Raw genomic sequence first — 22,719 nt, forward strand, 5'->3', positions numbered from 1 at the left:
AGTCATTGGTCATTGGGCATTGGGCATTGGTCATTAGGTATTGTAGATTATTCTGCCCAGTCCCCAGTCCCCAGTCCCTAGTCCCCAATCCCCAGTCCCCAATCCCCTACTTCACTGGCCAAGGAATCATCGGATCGTTAGCTAACTTTTTCGAGACTTCGTATGCACCAAAGCGGTTGAGGTGACTAGGATCAGAAAAGTAGTCATTTGCTTTTGGCCACTGTTGGCTCAAATCACGATAAATAAAGTTGGGATTAGTAGCCAAACGCAACATATATTGTTGAAATTGTTGCTCATATTGTTTACGCACTGGATCTAAATAATCTGCCGTCAGAGGCATGTTGACAAACACTAAGGAAATTTTCTGAGCCTGGGTAAACTGAAGCACTTCTTGAAAAGCAGTATCTTGCTGTCCTTCTACCTGGAAAGATTTATAGTCGTTGTCATAATTTCCAGGAACTCTAGAATGTTTTTGATAGTATCTCGCGGGATTAAAGCGAATAGACAAGGGTAGAAAGCCATCAAAGTCAACTGCTTGCTCAGAAATACTCTCATCTGAAGTCCCATCTGTGATCTGTTTTTCTGATGTAACTGTCTGATTATGATCAAATGCGAGGAATTGTTTTTGCAGTAAACCTTTTATTTGGTCACGGTTTTTATAACTAGCAGAAACAGATGCTAGAGCCTGATTTAAGGACTGATTGACAGCTTCATAAGTACTGATCTCCGGTTTTTCTTCCTTTGTCTTTTTTTCTCCTGAATTTACTGTATTCTCTGGCAAATCATTGCTATTTGCAGTGGTTGCTGTTTTTTGCAATGCTTGTTTATAACCAGCTGATGCAGCAAGCGATTTAAAGGTAATATCCTCGCGTCCACCGTTGAAAGCACGAGCGCCATCTGCCCAGATAATTATTTTGGGTAGTTCTGATGGTTCCAGTACATGGAGAATCACAAAGTCTACAACTTGTGCAGTAGCACCGTTGATTCCAAAGTTAAATACGTCAAGATTTGGATAGCCCTGAGTTGCTAAAGCTTTAGAAAGTGCTGCGGGATCTACTCCTCTGAGGGCGCGGGAGGAGCCAATAATCAACACGTCTGGCGGAGTACCAGTTGTAGCTAAACGCTGTTTATACAGTGCTAGTTGCTCATCTAATTGTCTGACGTTGAAACTTGGCATTTGCGATCGCGCTGCTAAAAGAATAGCTGTTGCGGTAGCTTTTTCCTTCAGTGGTGCGGCTGCCAAATTATTTTTTGGAGTATCATCACTTTGGGTAAATTCCGAAGCGTTAAATACAGAACTCTGATTTGGAGGAGATTTCGTTTTGGAAGTGCTGGTAAAAAATGTTGTTTTCTCACTCTGATTTTTCCCAGATGTCAAAGATGCTTGGCGCTCAGGAGATGATGGGAGGGAGACGCTAGCGACTTTTGACGAACTTGGTGTAGTACGTGCAATAATTTGACCCAGTACCCAATCAGTTTGGAGGGTGAGCAATAATCCCAGTGTTCCCCAAACTAGAGCAATCTTAATTCCTTGAACATCAGGGTTATGTTCTGCTGATTGGTTGCTTTCGATAAATACCTGGCTGTTCAACAGGAATTTTTTTGCTGTTGCCCTCGCCGTTGTCAGCCAATCTCGCGCTACTTCGGTTACTAAACTTTGAACTTCTTCTGTGGTTAATTCGGGGCGCAAAATTGGCTCACTAGTCTCAGAGGTTACTAAATCATTAATGTATTGAGAAGTAGCAGCAAATTCTGGGGTTGCCTCTGGTACTAAACGTTGGCGATGTTCAAGATCGACGCCATAATGCCAAAAAGGTTCTTTATTTCCAGCCCGGCGACCGTAGACACGTACTCCCATGATACCGGGAATTTTTAACTGGCGGATAAACTGCGTAATTTTACTTGCTACTTGTTGTCGCACTGGACAAACAGGCGCATCACACATGATGTGTAATAAATCATTTTTGTTCAGTAGCAGTACGCGAATTCCACCTGTTAATAGCCGCCAATCCAGGTCAGGATTAAGTAAACGCTCCAATAAAAATACGATCGCAGCTTCATCGCCAGTATTGGCTAAATCGAGCGGTGATGTGGCAAAGATGGGATTGTTTGCTGCGGGTAAAGTCAGCCAATCAATCCAAGTCGGCTGCATGTCGCCTGCTTTTTGTCCGTAGACGGTGGCGGCGAGAATGCCTTGAGGTGCGATCGCTTCTAGTTGCGGTAAAATTGCCTCTAAACACACTGCCTTGTCTGGGATAGGGGCAGTTCCTAAGAGATCAAAAGCTGGGATACAAAAGATATGTAGCGTTGATTCTTTTAAAGAAACTTGGACACCAACTTTTAACCCTGATAGTACCTCAGTTAATAATCGAGCGATCGCTTGGACATCTCCCCAACGCGCCCACTCTTTCAGCATTACCTCTGGTGGCGTCAAATCTATCCGCAGCAGCCAATCAGGGGCAGTCTCGCCGCTCACCTGAGAAACAATTATGGCATCTTGGTAGCCGGAAAGCTTGAGATAACGCAGCTTTTGTGCTATTGGTTCAGCAAGCAATGATGCATCAGGGCTATAACTCGACTGGCAAAAGATCCACAGGCGATTTTCTTCTGGCTGAGAATTCTTGGGCTTTTTATATGGCTTAATTTTTGCCAGTACCGATACACCTAACGTACTCAGAGTTTCGCTAAGATATCGAGCGATCGCCTCTGGGTTGCCTTGGCGTGCCAAACTTTCGTTAGAGACAATTAGCGCCCCGCCCGATTGTTTGGATTTTTCCGAGTCTGCTAGCAAGGCTTGCTCCACCTGCTCCAGATGCTTGTCTATTTGATTCAAGTGAACTCGATGGCACCATGAGGGGCGCTGTTCCCCTTTTCTGCGGCCATAGACAAATACTTGATATATTGAGGTTTGTTCGCTGCTGGTGAGGATATCTAAGTCTGTTTGCTGTAGTGCTTGCAGCAAGTCAGACAAAGTACGCCAACGCTGAGGACATTCAGTACCTTCACAAAGAATATGAAGGTCATTTCCCCGCAACCGGACTTTCACCCCGAAAGTGTTGATTCCTGTTGCCTGGCTTACCCATTGCGCTAAGGACTGCTGGCGATCTGGTAATACTGTTTTCATGCTCAGTTAACTTTACAGTCAGCGATTGTTGGGGGATAGTGCCTGCACTTGTAAACTAGAACCATAGGTTTATCACACTCTGACGTTTTTTTTTAACAATTTTGTTACCTTCGTAGCTCATAAAATCGTCCAAGATAGTCTTGTACGGGTTGTAAGTCTGACTAATGTTGAGTTTTGCGTTTATTTTACTAATAGGGAGTCAAAAATCAGAAGTTAGGAGTTAGGAGTTAGGAGTTAAAAGTTAGGAGCCAGGAGTCAGAATAATTCTATATGACTGGCTGATGACTTGTCCTTGAAAGCCGGATTTGCGTCCCACTGCCCTAATACCCCAAATGGGCGAAACAAACAATAAGCTTATCTCATTAAACTCCCTCCCTTTATCGTTGGAGTCATCTTAACTCCTAACTCCTGACTCATAACTCATAACTCCTAACTCCTAACTCCTAACCCGGATTTCTCATACTTCCCATAACCAAGAATTAGCAATGCCTCCTGCCAACCAACAGTCTTCACCTAAACCCGCATCCAATCTGGATTTATTTACCATTCCCCCGTCGTTCCTTTTACAAGTTGGTACAGCGTCTATATTACTGCTGCTGATTACCGGCAAAACTACAGTAAAAGCACTAGAAGCCATAGGAGAAGCCAGTGAAGAATTATTTCGAGGCGATCGCCTACCCAACCTAGATTTCCCAGATGAACACGAAATCAATCAAGATGAGAAGATATACACCAAATAATTATTTGCTCAGGAACAACCCAGTGAGCATTAAGTGCAAAACCTAGAACCGTAAACACTAATTAGCTTTACAAGAATAGAGAATATGGGTTCCCTTTTATACTCTTCGTCTCAAACTGCGGATATATACCCGGTGTCGGAATTATTTTTGCGCCATCGTCTCCAGGTAGTGGAAGAATTGTGGGAGTCAGTTCTCCGGCAAGAATGTGGTCAAAATATGGTAGAGTTATTGCGGCAGTTGCGCGATTTATGTTCACCAGAAGGACAAGCAACAAATGACCAAGCATCCTCAGCCGTCAAATTAATTGAACAACTAAATATCAACGAAGCAATTCGCGCGGCTCGTGCTTTCGCTCTATATTTTCAGTTGATTAACATCATAGAGCAGGAGTACGAACAAAGGCAGCAATTGAGTCGCTATGAGGCAGAAACCGAGGAAATAGAGTCGGAAAGACCAGCCAATGTCAACTATTCCTCTAATCAAAGAGAAGATGATGCGCCTGTTAGTAAGGGAATAGCAGCAGAATTCTTGAGAAAGAATTATCTCGAAAAGGCGCCAGTCAAACCCAAAGGTACTTTCGCTGCCTTATTTCCCTATTTATTCAAGCTGAATGTACCACCCCAGCAAATTCAACGTCTAATTGCACATCTGGATGTCCGCTTAGTTTTCACCGCGCACCCGACGGAAATTGTTCGTCATACCATCCGGGATAAGCAGCGACAAGTGGTACAACTTTTGCAAAAATTGGATGCCTTGGAAAACCATTCCGGGACTACACCAGGTGCATATCCTTGGGAAGCAGCAGATGTCCGCGAACAATTGCTCGAAGAAATTCGCCTCTGGTGGCGCACAGACGAACTTCACCAGTTTAAACCCACGGTGCTAGATGAAGTAGATTATGCCCTACACTACTTCCAAGAAGTTTTATTTGATGGCATTCCCCAACTTTATAAACGTTTCAAACATACCCTATCTAATACATTTCCTTGGCTAGAACCACCGAGTAAAAACTTTTGCTCTTTCGGTTCCTGGGTAGGCTCAGATAGAGATGGGAACCCATCAGTTACACCCGAAATTACCTGGCAGACAGCTTGCTATCAGCGCAAAATGGTGCTAGGGAGATATATTCAGTCAGTGAAAAATCTGATTGAATTGTTGAGTGTGTCGATGCACTGGAGTGATGTCTTACCAGACTTACTGGAATCTTTAGAAGCGGATCAATCCCAGTTGAGTGAAGTCTACGACGCACTGGCGCTACGTTATCGACAAGAACCTTATCGGCTGAAACTGGCTTATGTGCTGAAGCGGCTAGAAAATACTCGCGATCGCAATCTAGCTTTGTACAATCGGGAAACGCCAACAAATCAAGATAGTCCCCTGTATCGTTCGGGAGCCGATTTTCTAGCAGAACTGCGGATGATTCAGCGCAACTTGACAGAAACAGGTTTAAGTTGTCGAGAATTAGAAAATCTCATCTGTCAAGTAGAAATTTTTGGCTTTAACTTGACACAGCTAGATATTCGTCAAGAATCATCCCGCCACGCCGATGCGCTCAATGAGATACTGGAATATCTACAACTATTACCCCAACCTTACAACGACCTCTCGGAGGAGCAAAGAGTCGCTTGGCTGACAGGAGAACTGCAAACCCGTCGGCCATTAATTCCGGCAGAATTGCCATTTTCTGAAAAAACCAACGATGTCATTGAAACCTTTCGCGTCGTGCGATCGCTCCAACAAGAATTTGGTCTAAATATCTGCCAAACTTACATTATCAGCATGTGCCGCGACGTAAGCGATGTGCTGGAAGTATTGCTTTTAGCCAAAGAAGCCAGACTTTTTGACCCCGCCATAGCTGTCGGAACCATTCAAGTAGTTCCTCTATTTGAGACAGTAGAAGACTTACAACGCTCCAGAAGCGTCATGCGGAACCTGTTTGAACTCCCCTTATATAGCGCTTTATTAGCCGGTGGCTACGAACAAACAAAAGCAGATAATGAAAATTCATCCCCCCCTGCTTCCTCCCCCCTCACCCCTAATTTACAAGAAGTAATGCTGGGGTATTCTGACAGCAACAAAGACTCTGGTTTTTTAAGTAGCAACTGGGAAATTCATAAAGCTCAAAAATCACTGCAACAAATAGCAGAAAACTACAATCTAAATTTGCGGATTTTCCACGGACGCGGCGGTTCTGTGGGACGTGGTGGCGGCCCCGCTTACGAAGCGATTTTGGCTCAACCAGGTCATAGTATCAATGGGCGAATCAAGATTACCGAACAAGGAGAAGTTTTGGCTTCCAAATATTCCTTGTTGGACTTGGCATTATACCACATGGAAACCATCACCACTGCGGTGATTCAAGCTAGTCTGCTGCGGACAGGGTTTGATGATATTGAACCCTGGAATGAGATTATGGAAGAATTAGCAGCGCGATCGCGTCAACATTATCGTGCCCTAATCTATGAACAGCCTGATTTTGTTGACTTCTTCCACGAAGTAACTCCCATTGAAGAAATTAGCCAGTTGCAAATCAGTTCCCGTCCAGCCCGTCGTCCATCTGGTAAGAAAGATTTAAGTAGTCTGCGAGCTATTCCTTGGGTATTTAGCTGGACACAAACCCGCATTTTACTTCCTTCTTGGTATGGCGTTGGCACAGCTTTACAAGAATTCTTGAACGAAGAACCAGAAGAACACTTAAAATTGCTGCGCTACTTTTACGTTAAGTGGCCCTTTTTCAAGATGGTGATTTCTAAAGCTGAGATGACTTTGGCAAAGGTAGATATGCAAATGGCACATCACTACGTCCAGGAATTGTCTAAACCAGAAGATAAACTTCGTTTTGCCAAGGTGTTTGACCAAATTGCCAGCGAGTTCTATCTGACAAGGGATTTGGTGTTAAAAATCACCGATCACAATCGACTGTTAGATGGCGATCCTGTGTTGCAACGATCTGTGCAGTTACGCAATGGCACAATTGTCCCCTTGGGATTTATCCAAGTTTCACTACTCAAGCGTCTACGGCAGTCCCAAAATACAACTGCTACTTCTGGAGTAATTCATTCTCGTTATAGTAAAGGCGAGTTACTGCGAGGAGCGTTGTTAACTATTAATGGCATTGCTGCTGGGATGAGAAATACGGGTTGATTGGGAATTGGGCATGGGGCATTAGCCTCGTTCCCAGCCTCCAGGCTGGGAATGTATTCCCAGAGGCTCTGCCTCTGGTCAAGAAAGAGGAGGCGGCAGCCCCCCCAGAATGGGTTCCCAGCCTGGAGGCTGGGAACCAGTTTTAGATGACTAATGACTAATGACTAAAAATAGAATTTTAATTTGTACTTTTTTGGCTTTGTCATCAGGTTTTTTTGGTGCTTATACTAGTGGGCAAATCACCATGATGCTGCATAGCCAAAAGTGCCAAAACCAACCTTGGGGTTTAAAGGAGATGTGCAATGCTTGGATGACACCAGGGGCAATGTGGCAAGGTAGCACAACAGGACTTTGGACAGGCACTATCTTAGGGGCGTTTGTTGGTGGTGTGGTGACGCGACAAGCTCGTGATTAGTTAATCTTTGGCGGCTTTGGTGTCAGCAAGGCTGGTAAAATCTACCCATAGCTAAGAAGAGAAAATCACCATGCCTACCGAAACTAACTCAGGGAATCAAACTACTACTGGGGCTGATGCGATTGATGAAGCGATCGCACAGGGAATTGATTTTGATGGTTCTCCCATTCCGCCTGCTAAGTTAGAACTTTATGGTAAAGTTATGGCGCTAGAAGGCAATAGACAGCGCAGTGGTGTATCTAATACGATGCGATCGCGCATTGTGCGAATTGGCGCAAAGCATATTCCCCAAGCAGAACTCGACCAATTACTTGTAGATGCTGATTTCGCACCCCTAAAAGAAAAAGAAATTGCCTTTTTCTATAGCGGTAAATAATTGTTGATGTTTTACAACAGGTTTCATTTATTTGAACCAAATATGTTGTAGGGGCACAGCAATGCTGTGCCCTTAATACTATTCGGTTAAGGCAAGAGACGCGATGAATCATAGGCAAAAGACGCGATGAATCATAGGCAAAAGACGCGATGAATCGCCGTCTCTACAATAATCTCAATTCTTTACCTCACATATCCTAAATTGCCATCGATATTTTGGCTTCTTGAGTCTTTTCTCGATCGCGTTGAAAAGTGTATCTACAGCAAGATATTGTCAACTTTGCCTTGTGGTTGAATTAGCAGATGGCTATATGTACTTGAGTAATAGCTGAAAGACTTGGAGAACACATGTCAGGAACTACGTCAAATTCAGAAATGCAATATCGAGTACTCGGCAGCACAGGAGAGAAAGTTTCCGCGATCGGATTGGGTGGTTGGCACATCGCCTTGAAGCACGTTGATGAGCAATTGGCTATCCGTATTGTGAGAACAGCCATCGATCGCGGCATCACTTTTATGGATAACAGTTGGGATTACAACGGTGGAGTCAGCGAAATTCGTATGGGAAAAGCGCTGCGCGATCGCTACCGAGATAAAGTGTTTCTGATGACGAAAATCGATGGTCGTTCTAAAAAAGAAGCTGCAAAACAGCTAGACGAATCACTGAAACGCTTGCAAGTTGATTACATCGATCTGGTTCAGCATCACGAAATGATTCGATACGAAGATCCCCATCGAATTTTTGACCCAGAAGGAGCGAATGCTGCCTTCATTGAGGCGCGAAAAGCTGGAAAACTCCGATACATCGGCTTCACTGGACACAAAGATCCCCATATTCATCTACATACGCTAGAAGTTGCAGCAGCTCACGGGTTTAAATTTGATACAGTGCAGATGCCGCTAAATGTGATGGATGCCCATTACCGAAGCTTTGCAAAGCTAGTTGTACCAGAACTGGTGAAACAAAACATCGGCGTTTTGGGGATGAAAAGCTTGGCCAACGGTATTCTTTTACGGTCAAATACAGTAACGCCAATTGAGTGTTTACACTATGCTTTGAATCTGCCAACATCGGTTGTGATTACCGGAATTGACAGTATGGAAATTCTAGAGCAAGCTTTTGAAGCAGTGCGGACGTTCCAGCCAATGAATGATGAGCAAGTGCGATCGCTCTTAGCAAAAACGGCAGAAGCGGCATCACGCGGCGAGTTTGAGCCATTCAAAACCTCATCAATCTTTGACAGCACTGCCCAAAATCCAGATTGGCTGGGAGAGGAACCACAGCGCATCCAGCAATTGATGTCAGCGTGATGCTTTACTCCAAATGTGTATAGCATTGTATTGTTTCTACGACTTACGCAAAATATCTCTCAAACTCTGATTTCTCCGTGTTCTCTGCGCCTCTGCGGTTCGTTAGTCATTCCCTAACTCGCGCGTAAGTCCTAGTTTTAATAATTCCCAAAACTTACTGCAAATCTCTTAGACGTAATTGCGATCGCCACGCTATCTAATGCAACGTTCTGCAATGGCATTGTTTCAACTAACAATGCCATTGTTTTGACATGCAATGCCATTGTTTCGGCTAACAATGCCATTGTTTCAACTGACAATGCCATTGTTTCAACTGACAATGCCATTGTTTTAACATACAAAAATTAACTCACACTTTTTTTAACCTTATTCAATCTAAAAATCTCACTTTACGTTAGTTTTTTTGTTCTAATGGGCACATTAAATGTATGACCTATATCAGTATGCCTATATGCCCGCCCAAGATCAAACCCGCCGTCTGCCTTCTCAATCAATTAGTCAAGATATAAACTCATTGCACGGCTTGCAAACCATCAGCACATACAACACAACCCGTACTGATGCGTCTGTAGCAAACTTACAGCAAGCTTATCAGACGATGCTGGCGCAGCAACAAGCCGAAACTGAAAAACTAACTTTATACCGTGCTGCTGCTGACGCGGCGCGATTAGCAGAATGGGAATTTCACAATGCTGTATTAGCCATGAAAGAAGTGATTCGCGGCCAATATGGCTCAGATAGCGATCAAGCCCAAGCAGTCGGACTGAAGAAAAAATCAGAACGCAAGCGTCCCAACCGTAAAAAGTCAGTTGCGATAGCGTAACCACCCACTGGAAGCGATCGCAAGTTAATTAACTCAAAGAGCGATCGCCCATATCCAAAATTTGTAACCTGTTTAATTAGACCCTTGATTACCAAGAAATAATCTTTACTCAAAATTCAATCTATCAAAATAGTGAATTCGTTTCATAACTATTGACGTCAGAATTTCTATCTAGGGATCGATATGGCTAATAAGCTAAATGGAGTAAAAATAGTATACTAAATCACATGAGATTGTCTTTGTATGAAACAGAATTATGTTACAAAACAGCTTTCCACAGTAAAACGCTGGATGGCTACAGCATTGCTTGGTATGTTAGCGATCGCTTTCGTTTGGCAAGGTGCATTTTTCTCAAACATCTCAGCAATGGCTGATCCTGCTGCAACCTTGATCGCATCCTCAGACGCAAGCGATCGCGCTCAAGAAAAAGCCAGTAGAGATGCTGGACGAACCAAAAATTTCATTGATGATGCGGCAGATAAAGTTAAGGACGCTGCCAAGAGCAATGCCAGTAAAGTTGACCAAGCAACAGATAATGGTAGTTTTGCTGAACGCAAAGCCAAGAAGGATGCAGCTACAATTCAAAGAAGAGCAAATGAAGATGCATCTCGGACTAAAGAAGCAGTAGATAAAACAAAAAATGTTGTTGAACGCACTGTCGATAACATTAAAGATGCTTTTGGTAAATAAAGAATAGATATAGCAGCAACCCGTAGATCCCCGACTTCTTCAAGAAGTCGGGGATCTTGTTTTTCACGAATGATTCCGAAAAATATTAGGTTACTGACAATACTGAATTTCGCTCAAATAATTAAGTAATTTTATATACATATATATTGCAACTAGCTGAAGTAGCGATCGCTGATAAAATTAGCTCCTGTCACCGCAGAACAGAAGAAACAATAGTTAAATATTTACCAGCAAATATGCTAGATATATAGTTAGAAATAAAATATTTAACTTTCTTTTTTACTAACTTAAAAAGGTGAAATTGAGTAATCACCGTAGGGAACTTCCGCAAATTACTTCTGAAAAACTTGTTTTTCTATACGGATTACAAACAACTTTTAAGTAGCATCACTTATTGACAAATGTGTTATAACTTTAACTGATTGCAACCTAATTTGACGAATTGTTAATGGTTAACAAATTTTTCACCATTATCAATTACGAAATTATACTTTCCACTACAACTTAGTAACAAAGTAAGGGTTTGATTCTGTGGATAACCCGACCGTGGGAAAATCAAAATACCGAAACTCGAAGTTTAGAGAGGAAAACCTTATAATATGCATCTGAGCGAAATCACCCATCCTAATCAGTTGCACGGTTTATCTGTTCGCCAACTACAACAGATTGCCCGTCAGATTCGAGATAAGCATCTCCAAACAGTAGCAGTGAATGGTGGACACTTGGGGCCAGGGTTGGGTGTTGTCGAATTGACACTAGGACTTTATCAGACACTAGATTTAGATCGGGATAAAGTGATTTGGGATGTAGGACACCAAGCTTATCCCCACAAACTGCTTACCGGACGTTACGATCGCTTCCACACCCTCAGACAAAAGGACGGAGTTGCAGGTTATCTCAAACGCGGTGAAAACAAGTTTGATCACTTTGGGGCTGGACACGCTTCTACAAGTATTTCCGCAGCATTGGGCATGGCTTTAGCGCGAGACTTGAAAGGGGAAAAATTTAAAGCTGTTGCCGTGATTGGCGATGGGGCACTAACTGGCGGTATGGCTTTAGAAGCCATCAACCATGCCGGACACATGCCAAAAACTAACCTGTTAGTTGTTCTCAACGACAACGACATGTCCATATCTCGCAACGTCGGCGCGATTCCCCGCTATCTCAACAAAATGCGCCTCAGCCAACCGGTGCAATTTATTAAAGATAATCTTGAAGAACAGTTTAAGCAAATTCCTTTCGTGGGTGAATCCCTGTCTCCCGAACTCGGACGCATCAAAGAAGGTATGAAACGTTTGGCTGTTCCCAAGGTAGGTGCTGTTTTTGAAGAACTCGGCTTTACCTACATTGGGCCAGTGGATGGGCATAATCTCGAAGAATTGATTACCACCTTCCAACAGGCACATCAGATACCAGGCCCAGTTTTGGTACACGTCGCCACAGTAAAAGGCAAAGGCTATGAAATTGCCGAACTAGATCAAGTTGGCTACCACGCCCAAAGCCCCTTCAACGTAGCAACAGGCAAAGCCATTCCTTCTAGTAAACCCAAACCCCCGGCTTATGCCAAAGTCTTTTCTCACACTCTGGTGAAACTTGCCGAACAAAACCCGAAAATCGTCGGCATTACTGCGGCGATGGCAACGGGGACAGGCTTAGATAAACTTCAGGCAAAACTGCCAAATCAATATATTGATGTCGGCATTGCGGAACAACACGCGATTACTCTAGCAGCAGGACTTGCAACTGAAGGGATGCGCCCTGTAGCTGTTATTTATTCTACCTTCCTGCAACGCGCCTACGACCAAATAATTCACGATGTCTGCATCCAAAACCTGCCAGTATTCTTCTGCTTGGATCGGGCAGGAATTGTCGGTGCTGATGGCCCCACCCACCAAGGTATGTATGACATTGCCTATCTGCGTTGCATTCCCAACATGGTAATCATGGCACCCAAAGACGAAGCAGAACTGCAAAGCATGATAGTAACTGGTGTTAACCATACCAGTGGCCCAATTGCGATGCGCTACCCTCGTGGCAATGGCTACGGCGTACCCTTGATGGAAGAAGGTTGGGAACCTTTGGAAATTGGCAAAGGTGAAATTCTGCGTACAGGCGATGACGTGTTAATCGTCGCTTATGGCACAATGGTCTATCCAGGAATGCAGGCTGCGGAAATTCTCGGTGAACATGGCATTGAAGCAACTGTAATTAATGCCCGTTTTGTTAAGCCTTTGGATACCGAGTTGATTTTGCCTTTAGCTAAGAAAATTGGCCGTGTTGTCACCTTAGAGGAAGGCTGTGTGATGGGTGGCTTTGGTAGTGCGATCGCTGAAGCTTTACTAGATGCAGATATTCTCGTTCCTGTCAAGCGATTTGGTGTACCAGATGTATTGGTAGATCATGCAGAACCCAATGAATCTAAAACAGAACTTGGTTTAACTAGCCATCAAATAGCAGAGAGAGTTTTGCAAGCTTTCTTTAAGCAACAAGTATCTGCTGTAGTTTAGTTAATTTTGCTTAACCTCTACTTCCTAGAATAATCTTATGAAAATAACCTCTAAAACAGGGGTTATTTTTTTGAGTATCAATTTCTCTAGCAACTAATGAAAATTAGCTATGAAAATACCAATAACATACCAAATTAAGACTGAGCGCTGTATCCTCAGATGTGTCTCTTCCCAAGATATTCCATACGTGTTTTCGGCTACACAATTTCCAGGCTTTAACGACGGTATGCCTTGGGAACCTCCAGAATTCATCGAAGAACTTCACGAACACCTTCAACAAAGTTTGCAAGCTTGGGAATCTCATTCAGCCTATACTTTCACAATTAAATGTGCTAGTACTAGTAGATTTATCGGGAGAATTTCTATTAGAAAAAATCATGAATTAGCTCGGATTTGGAATCTTGCTTTTTGGACACATCCAGAACACCAAAGTCAAGGTTATATGACAGAAGTAGCTCAAGCTATTATCAAGTTTGGTTTCACGGTTTTGGCAGCAGATCGTATTGAAGCGTACCATGCTTTATGGAATAGGAGTAGTGAGAAAGTATTAAAAAAATTGGGATGTAATTTCTTCGCTATATTCCAGAGGGTTTTCAGAAGCGTGACCAGTGGGTGGAGGTAAATTTCTTGGCAATTGAAAGAAAAGATTGGCAGACTTAATCCTTTAGCTGACACCAATGTAGCGTGTTAAACTACCAAAGTGCTAACAAGCACTCATTAGCGATTTGATGCTTATTAACCAACTCTTTCTATGACACTTTCCACAAACCAGGTTTATCCCGTTATTTGGCACAACAACTCAGTGTCACTAATCGATCAAACGCGCTTACCTAACGAATATACCTTTGTGGAAATTCACCGCAGCGAAGATATGGCGCGGGCGATTAAAACGATGATTGTCCGAGGTGCGCCGGCAATTGGTGTGGCTGCGGGGTATGGAATGTATCTTGGTGCAAGGGAAATTGAGACTAGCGATCGCACCGAATTTTTGCAACACTTAGATCAAGTAGCCCAGTTGTTGCGTTCTACTCGTCCGACGGCAGTAAATTTATTTTGGGCAATTAGCCGGATGATCAAAGCCGCCTACGAAACTCTGGGAACAGTAGAAGACATTAAGCAAACCCTTTTCCAAACAGCCCAAGCAATCAATATTGAAGATTTGCAAACCTGTCAAGCGATCGGCGATCATGGTTTAGCAGTGTTGCCCACTACACCAAAAAAGCTGACGTTGCTTACTCACTGCAACGCTGGGGCACTAGCTACGGCTGGTTACGGCACAGCATTGGGTGTTGTGCGTTCTGCTTGGAGGGAAGGACGTTTAGAACGTTTATTTGCCGACGAAACCCGTCCCCGCTTACAAGGTGCAAAACTCACCACTTGGGAATGTGTGCAAGAAGGTATTCCAGTGACATTAATTACTGATAATATGGCAGCCCATTGCATGAAACAGGGTTTGATTCATGCTGTAGTTGTGGGTGCCGATCGCATTGCGGCTAATGGTGACACTGCTAATAAAATTGGTACATATAGTGTAGCGATCGCAGCTAAAGCCCATAATATCCCTTTCTTTGTTGCTGCACCCCTTTCCACCGTTGATTTTGAATTAGCTGATGGCAGCAAAATTCCCATTGAAGAACGCGAACCAACAGAAATATATCAAGTTGGCGATACTATTCTCACACCTGCGGGTGTAGATTTTTACAACCCAGCTTTTGATGTGACTCCGGCTGAGTTGATTACAGCCATCATTACAGAGAATGGAGCGATCGCACCTCATCATTTAGCAAAATCACAGCTAAACCAAGTAGTGTGAGTTCCACGAACCTCTCCCTACATTAAACTAAGGGACTTCCAAGAAATAAATTATCCAAATAAACGAACCACAGAGACGCAGAGAACACAGAGAGAAGAGAAATAGAGAGGATTTATGTGTCAGTTTTGGGATATTTTTTTATTTGGAAGTCCCTAAAGTTCAAGTCTGTCCCTCTCCGACTCGGAGAGGGACAGGTTTTGCGTAGTAAAACCAGGGAGAGGTCTTTTATTTTGTTGGGCTGCTAGATCCCCGACTTCTTCAAGAAGTCGGGGATCTAAACACCACTAACCTCTCAAAACTTTTGGGACAGACCACTAATAGACTTAACCAAAATGCTGAATAATTGCCTCGGCAAATTCAGAACATTTTAAGGGTTCAACTGGTGGTTCTAGCAATCGGGCTAAATCGTAGGTGACTTGACTATTTGCGATCGCATCGCTTAAACCTTTCTTAATTAGGTCTGCGGCTTCTTGCCAACCCAAAAATTCCAGCATCATCACCCCAGACAAAATCACTGAACCAGGATTAATCCGATCCAATCCGGCGTGTTTGGGTGCAGTGCCGTGGGTAGCCTCAAATATCGCACTAGAATCGCCAATATTTGCCCCTGGTCCCATTCCCAATCCGCCAACAATGGCAGCAGCAGCATCAGACAAGTAATCGCCGTTCAAGTTCATCGTCGCCAAAATCGAATACTCATCCGGTCTGGTTTGGATTTGTTGAAAAATACTGTCAGCAATCCGGTCATTCACCAAAACTTTATCTTTCCATTTGCCGTCGCCGTGGGTTGCCCAAATTGTGTTAAGAACAGTTTCAACTTCCTTGACAACTTGCGCTTGCTTGTCTGGGGTAAGACTATCAAACCCAGGTTCAATCTGGCGGGCGTTTTCTTCCAAGGAAATATGCGGATTTTTTTCCTTGTTACTCAAAATCCAAGATTCTTGTTCTGTAACAGTTTCTTGGCGAAATTCACTGGTTGCTAGTTCATAACCCCAATCGCGGAAAGCGCCTTCGGTGTACTTCATGATGTTGCCCTTATGCACCAAAGTCACTTGTCGCTTATTTTTTGGCAATAGCAAAGCGTGTTTGATAGCACGTCTAACTAGGCGCTGAGAACCAGTTTTGCTGATGGGTTTGATGCCAATACCAGAATCAAGAGGAATGCGTTTTTTCCCATGTTCTGGGGTGGCGGGGATTAGTTCTTCGTTAAGAATCTTAATTAAGCGATCGCCAATTTCGCTACCTTGTCGCCACTCAATCCCCAAATAAATATCTTCTGTATTTTCCCGATAAACAATTACATCCAGCTTTTCGGGATTTTTGTGGGGTGAGGGTGTACCTGCATAGTAACGGCAAGGACGCACGCAAGCATACAAGTCAAAAATTTGCCGTAATGCCACATTTAAAGAACGAAATCCCCCCCCAATGGGAGTAGTCAAAGGCCCTTTAATAGCTACACCATATTCTTCAATTGCCGTGAGAGTATCTTGAGGCAAATACTGATAAGTACCGTATAAATCGCAAGCTTCATCTCCAGCGTAAACCTTAAACCAGCTAATTTGACGCTGACCCTTATATGCTTTGGCTACCGCAGCATCTAGCACTTTTTGGGTAGCAGGCCAGATGTCTATACCTGTGCCGTCGCCGCGAATAAAGGGGATAATTGGATTGTCCGGTACGATTGGTTCACCATTTTTGAAGGTGATTTTTGCTCCGGCTGCGGGGGGGGTAATCTTTTCGTACATCGTTCACACACTCCTAATCGATACGCTGCTAGTTAAAAAAACCTTATGTGGGAGGCTTGTATATTGGGGATTGGGTACTGGGTATTGGGGATTGAGAAGAGACACGAAGTGATTTTTTCAATAATTCACCCTTGTCCTCCATGTCCCCTCAGTCGTAGTACCCAGTCCCCAGTACCCAGTCCCCAGTCCCAGTCCCTAATCTCCAGATTTTCCCCCTATTCCCCTTGTACATTATTTGGGGATTAAGTGTGGGATTCAGTGAAGCGATCGCAATTTTGTACGATCAAAAGTAGTAAACTACTTTTCGCTATCAGTGCTTCACTTTAGAGAAGCCCAATAGCTTACCGCTCTTTCACTGACCGCTAAAACGAGAATGGCATGACAGACCCAATGATTTTATCAGACTCGGCAAATGACATCGACTCCCTCCGACGACCGTTAATCGCTGGGTCTGAAAAAGTCCAACAACAGATAATCCCACAGTTAGCTGAGTTGGGTAATGAGGGATTAGACGTGTTGATGGAATTTTTACTGAAACGACGTGAGAACCCAGCAACTTGGATTGATGGCAAAGCTTACCAAGTCCTCTATAACTCTGATGCACCTCAAGTCAAAGAATTTCTGCGCTCCTCTTTTCCTGAGGGAATTGTACCTCTAAAATCAGAGTGCGGGATTAACTACAATTCTTTGCAACAGCTACTTGCAGTTCAAGACTTCCAAGCAGCTGATCGCGTCACCATCGAAAAAATGTGTGAACTATCAGGGCCAACGGCTGTACAACGAAAATGGTTGTATTTTACTGAGGTAGAAAATACCTCGGCTGTTGACTTGCAAACCATTAATAACCTCTGGTTAATCCACTCGGAAGGTAAATTTGGCTTTTCAGTGCAACGAGAAATCTGGTTAAATTTGGGTAAAAATTGGGAGAATTTCTGGCCGAAAATTGGCTGGAAAGCAGGTAATAGCTGGACGCGATACCCTAACGAGTTTACCTGGGATTTGAGCGCCCCTAGAGGTCATTTACCCCTCTCTAATCAACTCCGGGGAGTACGAGTCTTTGCTTCTTTACTCTCTCACCCAGCTTGGTCGAAGAATCCAGAAAAATGATTTTGAGCCTATGTATAAAGAGATTATGATCAATCCCACTAACCGAGAATTCTACGTCATCATTGAACGGGATGAAGATGGCTACTATGTCGGAGAAGTCCCTCAGCTAAAAGCCTGTTACAGTCAAGGAGAAATAATTGATGAGTTGATGGCTAATATGAAACAAGTAATTGAACTTTGTTTAAAGGATGTCTGAGAAGTCAAAAATATCGTGCTGTAGTCTACGATCAGAGTATGACTTAAAGAGCCTAAAAGTCAGAAAGTTTGGTTCTGAACGAAAGAGCTTTGGTAAGATAACAATTCGTTTAGAACCTGATGTTGCAGAGGTTTTTCCCAATGCTGATGCGGTCAACGAGGCTCTAAGATTTCTGATTAGATTTGTGCATAACAACCAAGTTTATGCACTTGCAAAGCAGCCTCACAGTTCCTCGGAGGGGGCGGATCAAACCTCCTAGTAGTGAGTTGGAAGTGCCGCAGATCCCAAACTGAAAATATCAAATCAGATCATGGCAAACGTTCGTCTAGAAGATATTAAGCGTAGATTTAACAATGTCACCGCTATTGAGGATATTACCTTTGAAATTCCTGATGGCGAATTTTGGGTTTTAGTTGGGCCATCGGGTTGTGGTAAGTCTACAATTTTGCGAACGATCGCAGGTTTAGAAACCGCTACATCTGGTAAACTCTTTATTGGCGATCGCTTGGTGAATAATATCCCCGCCAGACAACGGGATGTGGCGATGGTGTTCCAAAACTACGCTCTCTATCCTCACATGAGTGTGGCCCAAAACATCGGCTTTGGCTTGCAAATGCGGAAAGTTGACCGGAAAATCATTCAAGAACGGGTGATGAATGTGGCGCGATCGCTTTCTCTGGATCACCTGCTGGATCGTAAACCCAAACAACTTTCCGGGGGACAGCAACAACGGGTAGCATTAGGAAGAGCGATCGCTCGTGAACCCCAAGTGTTTTTACTTGATGAACCTTTATCTAATTTAGATGCTCAATTGCGCGATGATACCAGGGCTGAATTGAAACAGTTACATCAAGAGTTAGGCATTACAACTATTTACGTCACCCACGATCAAGTTGAAGCCATGACTTTGGCTGATAAAATTGTCGTACTCAATCGCGGACGGATTCAACAAATCGGCGATCCCCAAACTATTTATGCAAGTCCTGCTAATCAGATGGTGGCAAGTTTTTTAGGCAGTCCACCAATGAATATTCTGCCTGCAATCTATGAAAATAACAGCTTTGATGTGAGTGGGCAGTTATTAGGAATTTCAGCAGATGTGAAAGAAAAATTACAGTTGCGTCAGGGATACAGTTATGATTTGGGGATTCGTCCAGAGCATATTTTTATTAACGAATCGCCCTCCGGGTTCACAGTCGCCTACGGCGGGAAACCCGCCTACAGCGCTGATTCACCAAAACGCCAAGAAGGAAATGAGAGTCAGCTGATTGTGGAAGTTAAGGTGGTGGAACCTTTGGGGAGGGAAACTTTGATTCGTGCTGGCTTACCTGGTTCGGCGGTGGTGTTGAATATTCAGGTAGGTGGGGATGTGCGCCCACGTCCAGGCGATCGCCTTTCTCTACAACTCGATTTAAATCAATTGTTTGTATTTGATCCCAAAACTGGGGATAGAATATTATAAGCGCTTCGGAGTGTAAAATATAATTGTTTTCACTTTTCACCGCTACACCCCGTTAACTCTTAATTTTCAGGTTACAGCAGAGAGAAGTGTTTATATCCATAATCAGGATGAAATAATGATTCAATCACTACAAAAACTATTTACATTTGATGAATATTTTGAGTTTTTAGAAACACAACCGGAAAACATTCGTTATGAATTACACGATGGAGATATTATTCAAATGCCGCCACCACCAGGGAAACACGAGCAAATAGTGGCATTTTTAACAATGACGTTAGGGTACGAGTGTCTTCGTCTTAAACTTTATTACGGCATACCTAAAACCGCCACAGTGAAGCCAGAAAATAAAATGTCAGGGTACTATCCTGATGTTTTATTAATGAATTTTTCTAACTTGGATAATGAACCATTATGGGAGAAACAATCTATCCTTAGTAAACCAGCTTCAATTCCATTAGTGATTGAAGTGGTCAGTACTAACTGGAGAGATGATTATCATAAAAAGTTTGCCGATTATGAAGAAATGGGTATTCAAGAATATTGGATTGTGGATTATGCTGCTTTGGGTAGCAAGGAATTGATAGGCGACCCCAAACAGCCAACAATCACAATTTACTCTTTAAGTGATGAGGGTGAATATCGTGGTAAACAGTTTAGAGGAGACGACCGTATAGAGTCGCCAACATTTCCAGATTTAAATCTAACTGTTGAACAAATTTTTTCAGTGCGTTATTGATGAATTAGACCGTAACCGCCACAGGCAACGTACTGAAAGACGCTCTAAAAATCCTGTAAAAAATAAAGAATCACACCAGTACTGTCTAAAATCGTTACTAGGCAGTTATAAGTCACTAAAGGTGCGATAATATTTGAAAGCTCTCAATCGGTTTCTGAATTTTAGTATGAAACGTAACTTAGTACTGGTAAAAGCTATTAACCACCCAATACCCCATAATTCCCTTAACACCCCGTAGCGCCTCTTGTGGTGACGGGGTTTATTTTTGGTGGTTGGGTGCGAACCTATGATTAGTTGTAAAAAGATAGCTTAAGTAAAAATACATAAAGTTTTGAATGTTAGTACTTAATATTACAAGTTTAAAAAAAGTTTCTTAAACTGCCAGCAATAATCGCCAATTCCCAATTTTTTGTAGCCACAATCTAAGAAAATAAAAACTGCAATAGAGATTTAATCGATTTCGCTGTAAAACTTATATGACTATTAATCGACGCCATTTCTTGTTCATATTCACAGTAGGTGCGGGTGCTTTTGCATTAGATGCTTGTGCATTAGCAGAAAAATCTCCTGAGGGAAATACTGCAATTCCCGATACAACACCAAATACAACAGGTGCTATCCAAGTGCCCCCTTTAGCTTACGCCTACGAAGCACTGGAACCGCACATCGATGCCAAAACGATGCAATTTCACCACGACAAACACCACGCAACGTATGTGAAAAACCTGAATGCAGCTTTAGATAAACACCCAGAACTCAAAGGTAAAACTGTTGAAGAACTGTTGCAGAAACTTGACAAAGTACCACAAGATATTCGCAAAACAGTACGCAATAATGGGGGTGGTCATGTCAACCACTCAATGTTCTGGAAAATTATGAAGCCAAAAGGTGGGGGAGAACCAACAGGAGATATAGCGTCTGCTATTAATCAAAACTTTGGCTCTTTTGCAGCTTTCAAAAAACAGTTTAACGAAGCTGGTGCTGGTCGTTTTGGTAGTGGTTGGGTTTGGCTAGTACGTAACAAAAATGGCAAGTTGGAAGTGACAACTACAGCTAATCAAGATAGTCCTTTAAGTGAAGGCAAATATCCTATCCTGGGTAATGACGTATGGGAACATGCATATTATCTCAATTACCAGAATCGCCGCACCGATTATTTAGATGCTTGGTGGAAGGTAGTTAATTGGGATGAGATTAACAAGCGGTTTGCAGCCGCAAGTAAATTTGCTTAAAGATTGAGACAAGGAGAAAAGCAGGAAGAGATAGAAAAGAGAAAAACTTGATCTTCCTCTCCTGTCCAAATAATTCGTAATTCGTAATTACGAATTAGCAAAAAAAATTGTAGGTTGGGTGGAGGCTTTGCGTAACCCAACATCCTGATATATGTTGGGTTGCACTCCGCTCCACCCACCCAACCTACATCTAATGAACTATTTTAAGCTTGCCACGCCACGAAGCATTTTTTTAGAAATTAAACCGGATTCTTATAGCTCTGTACCCTTTGGAATTACGAATTACGAATTAGTTAAAGAGGCTTTTGGGTAGGTACACCAATAGCACGGGGAAACTGAATTGGTGTGGTGGCTACCTTACGCAAATAGACACAGTGGCGGATGCTGTGACTCAGGGGTGTTGTAAATTGTTCGATTGATTCAATCACGCCACCCAACTGCTTCACAGCATTCTGCAAAGCAGTTGTTTCATCTTCTGTCCAATTACCGCGATAAATTATGGCTAAACCGCCCTGTTTGAGCAGTGGTAGGGTATATTCTGCACATACCGAGGCTGCACCTACAGCACGAATCAATGCAATATCGTAAGCTAATCGATGCTGGGGATGATGACCGATTTCTTCAGCCCTACCAACAAGAGTTTTGGCATTGGTAAGGGCAAGTTCAGTTAATATATCATCGATAAAAGTAATTTTTTTACGAGTGGAATCGAGAAGAGTAATTGTGCAATTAGGTACAGTAATTGTCACTGGAATACCTGGAAAACCTGCACCTGTACCAATATCAATGAGAGCAGGGGAAGCAGTAGAGAAATTTGTTGATAATAGGGGTGCAATTCCTCGCAGAGAATCCCAGAGATGTTTTTCCCAAAATTCTTGGGGGTCAGTAATGCGAGTTAAATTTAGTTGGCGATTACCTTCTAGAATTAACTCATAAAGCTTTTGAAATTGCGCTTGCTGTTGGACAGTTGGTTGCCAATTGAGAGTTTGCTGCCAGATTTCTGCCATCTCAGGCAATAAGTTAGTCATTGGGAATTGGGAATTGGGCAATTCAATTTTGGATTTTGGATTTTAAATTTTGGATTATTCAATTTGGTTCTTCGGTTATTTTTATGGAAAACCTGGTTCAAAACCATTAAAAGCCTTACCCTGTAAGCATTTCATTTAAAACAGTACCATAATTTCTTATAACCCTTACCCCGCAAGGGTTTTGTCACAATCAATCCTCAATCACCATAAAAGGGGCGCAAGAACCTTCAATTTAAAATCCAAAATCTAAAATCTAAAATTCTTGCCC

The 22,719-nt window shown here is 42.9% G+C and carries 19 protein-coding genes; 15 read left to right on the forward strand and 4 right to left on the reverse strand.

Annotation, left to right across the window (positions count from 1 at the left end; genetic code table 11):
- Window positions 1–106: 106 nt before the first annotated feature.
- A complete protein-coding gene (locus tag V7K76_RS18835) occupies window positions 107–3,124 on the reverse strand; it encodes a DUF1574 family protein (RefSeq protein WP_334777788.1) in 3,018 nt (1,005 codons plus the stop codon).
- 485 nt (window positions 3,125–3,609) lie between these two features.
- On the opposite strand from V7K76_RS18835, the gene V7K76_RS18840 reads away from it, so the two are divergent.
- The 5 genes from V7K76_RS18840 to V7K76_RS18860 all read left to right on the forward strand — a co-directional run bounded on the left by V7K76_RS18840 (window position 3,610) and on the right by V7K76_RS18860 (window position 9,109).
- Window positions 3,610–3,864: a hypothetical protein gene (locus tag V7K76_RS18840; RefSeq protein ID WP_334777787.1), complete on the forward strand. Its 255-nt coding sequence runs from the start codon at window positions 3,610–3,612 to the stop codon at window positions 3,862–3,864.
- A gap of 84 nt (window positions 3,865–3,948) precedes the next feature.
- Window positions 3,949–7,008: a phosphoenolpyruvate carboxylase gene (gene ppc, locus V7K76_RS18845; protein WP_334952532.1), complete on the forward strand. Its 3,060-nt coding sequence runs from the start codon at window positions 3,949–3,951 to the stop codon at window positions 7,006–7,008.
- Window positions 7,009–7,168: 160 nt separating this feature from the next.
- Window positions 7,169–7,423, forward strand: coding sequence for a hypothetical protein (locus V7K76_RS18850; protein WP_292853389.1), 255 nt, complete (start codon window positions 7,169–7,171; stop codon window positions 7,421–7,423).
- 70 nt (window positions 7,424–7,493) lie between these two features.
- Window positions 7,494–7,799 (forward strand): small RNA NsiR4-regulated ssr1528 family protein, encoded by a 306-nt coding sequence (locus V7K76_RS18855; protein ID WP_179065827.1) that lies wholly within the window; start codon window positions 7,494–7,496, stop codon window positions 7,797–7,799.
- 347 nt (window positions 7,800–8,146) lie between these two features.
- Window positions 8,147–9,109 (forward strand): aldo/keto reductase, encoded by a 963-nt coding sequence (locus V7K76_RS18860; RefSeq protein ID WP_334777785.1) that lies wholly within the window; start codon window positions 8,147–8,149, stop codon window positions 9,107–9,109.
- Between the two features lie 137 nt (window positions 9,110–9,246).
- Here V7K76_RS18860 and V7K76_RS18865 read toward each other — a convergent pair whose 3' ends face one another.
- A complete protein-coding gene (locus tag V7K76_RS18865; RefSeq protein WP_334952530.1) occupies window positions 9,247–9,435 on the reverse strand; it encodes a hypothetical protein in 189 nt (62 codons plus the stop codon).
- A 125-nt stretch (window positions 9,436–9,560) separates the two neighbouring features.
- Between V7K76_RS18865 and V7K76_RS18870 the strand changes: the two genes are divergently transcribed.
- The 5 genes from V7K76_RS18870 (at window position 9,561) to mtnA (ending at window position 14,942) form a co-directional block, all read left to right on the forward strand.
- Window positions 9,561–9,932, forward strand: coding sequence for a hypothetical protein (locus V7K76_RS18870; protein ID WP_179069139.1), 372 nt, complete (start codon window positions 9,561–9,563; stop codon window positions 9,930–9,932).
- 243 nt (window positions 9,933–10,175) lie between these two features.
- Window positions 10,176–10,622 carry a hypothetical protein gene (locus V7K76_RS18875; RefSeq protein WP_334952528.1) on the forward strand — a complete coding sequence of 149 codons (447 nt, stop codon included), beginning with the start codon at window positions 10,176–10,178 and terminating at the stop codon, window positions 10,620–10,622.
- A gap of 599 nt (window positions 10,623–11,221) precedes the next feature.
- Window positions 11,222–13,129: a 1-deoxy-D-xylulose-5-phosphate synthase gene (gene dxs, locus V7K76_RS18880; protein WP_334777782.1), complete on the forward strand. Its 1,908-nt coding sequence runs from the start codon at window positions 11,222–11,224 to the stop codon at window positions 13,127–13,129.
- A 109-nt stretch (window positions 13,130–13,238) separates the two neighbouring features.
- Window positions 13,239–13,751: a GNAT family N-acetyltransferase gene (locus V7K76_RS18885; protein WP_334777781.1), complete on the forward strand. Its 513-nt coding sequence runs from the start codon at window positions 13,239–13,241 to the stop codon at window positions 13,749–13,751.
- A 129-nt stretch (window positions 13,752–13,880) separates the two neighbouring features.
- The gene (gene mtnA, locus V7K76_RS18890) at window positions 13,881–14,942 is read left to right on the forward strand and encodes an S-methyl-5-thioribose-1-phosphate isomerase (RefSeq protein ID WP_334952525.1); all 1,062 of its coding nucleotides are present in this window, start codon (window positions 13,881–13,883) and stop codon (window positions 14,940–14,942) included.
- Window positions 14,943–15,265: 323 nt separating this feature from the next.
- On the opposite strand, the gene V7K76_RS18895 is transcribed toward mtnA, so the two are convergent.
- Window positions 15,266–16,687 (reverse strand): NADP-dependent isocitrate dehydrogenase, encoded by a 1,422-nt coding sequence (locus tag V7K76_RS18895; RefSeq protein ID WP_334777779.1) that lies wholly within the window; start codon window positions 16,685–16,687, stop codon window positions 15,266–15,268.
- Window positions 16,688–17,065: 378 nt separating this feature from the next.
- Between V7K76_RS18895 and V7K76_RS18900 the strand changes: the two genes are divergently transcribed.
- The 5 genes from V7K76_RS18900 (at window position 17,066) to V7K76_RS18920 (ending at window position 21,423) form a co-directional block, all read left to right on the forward strand.
- Window positions 17,066–17,794, forward strand: coding sequence for a GUN4 domain-containing protein (locus tag V7K76_RS18900; protein WP_334777778.1), 729 nt, complete (start codon window positions 17,066–17,068; stop codon window positions 17,792–17,794).
- A 25-nt stretch (window positions 17,795–17,819) separates the two neighbouring features.
- On the forward strand, window positions 17,820–17,990 hold the full coding sequence (locus V7K76_RS18905) for a type II toxin-antitoxin system HicB family antitoxin (RefSeq protein ID WP_334777793.1): 171 nt from the start codon (window positions 17,820–17,822) through the stop codon (window positions 17,988–17,990).
- Between the two features lie 310 nt (window positions 17,991–18,300).
- Window positions 18,301–19,452 (forward strand): ABC transporter ATP-binding protein, encoded by a 1,152-nt coding sequence (locus V7K76_RS18910; RefSeq protein WP_334777777.1) that lies wholly within the window; start codon window positions 18,301–18,303, stop codon window positions 19,450–19,452.
- A 115-nt stretch (window positions 19,453–19,567) separates the two neighbouring features.
- A complete protein-coding gene (locus V7K76_RS18915) occupies window positions 19,568–20,191 on the forward strand; it encodes a Uma2 family endonuclease (RefSeq protein ID WP_334777776.1) in 624 nt (207 codons plus the stop codon).
- A 476-nt stretch (window positions 20,192–20,667) separates the two neighbouring features.
- Entirely contained in the window at window positions 20,668–21,423 is a 756-nt protein-coding gene (locus V7K76_RS18920) for a superoxide dismutase (RefSeq protein WP_335029947.1), read from the forward strand.
- A 293-nt stretch (window positions 21,424–21,716) separates the two neighbouring features.
- Here V7K76_RS18920 and rsmG read toward each other — a convergent pair whose 3' ends face one another.
- Window positions 21,717–22,451 (reverse strand): 16S rRNA (guanine(527)-N(7))-methyltransferase RsmG, encoded by a 735-nt coding sequence (gene rsmG, locus V7K76_RS18925; RefSeq protein WP_335029948.1) that lies wholly within the window; start codon window positions 22,449–22,451, stop codon window positions 21,717–21,719.
- Window positions 22,452–22,719 lie beyond the last annotated feature (268 nt).

Origin of the sequence: Nostoc sp. (assembly GCF_036917975.1) — a bacterium.
GTDB lineage: Bacteria > Cyanobacteriota > Cyanobacteriia > Cyanobacteriales > Nostocaceae > Nostoc.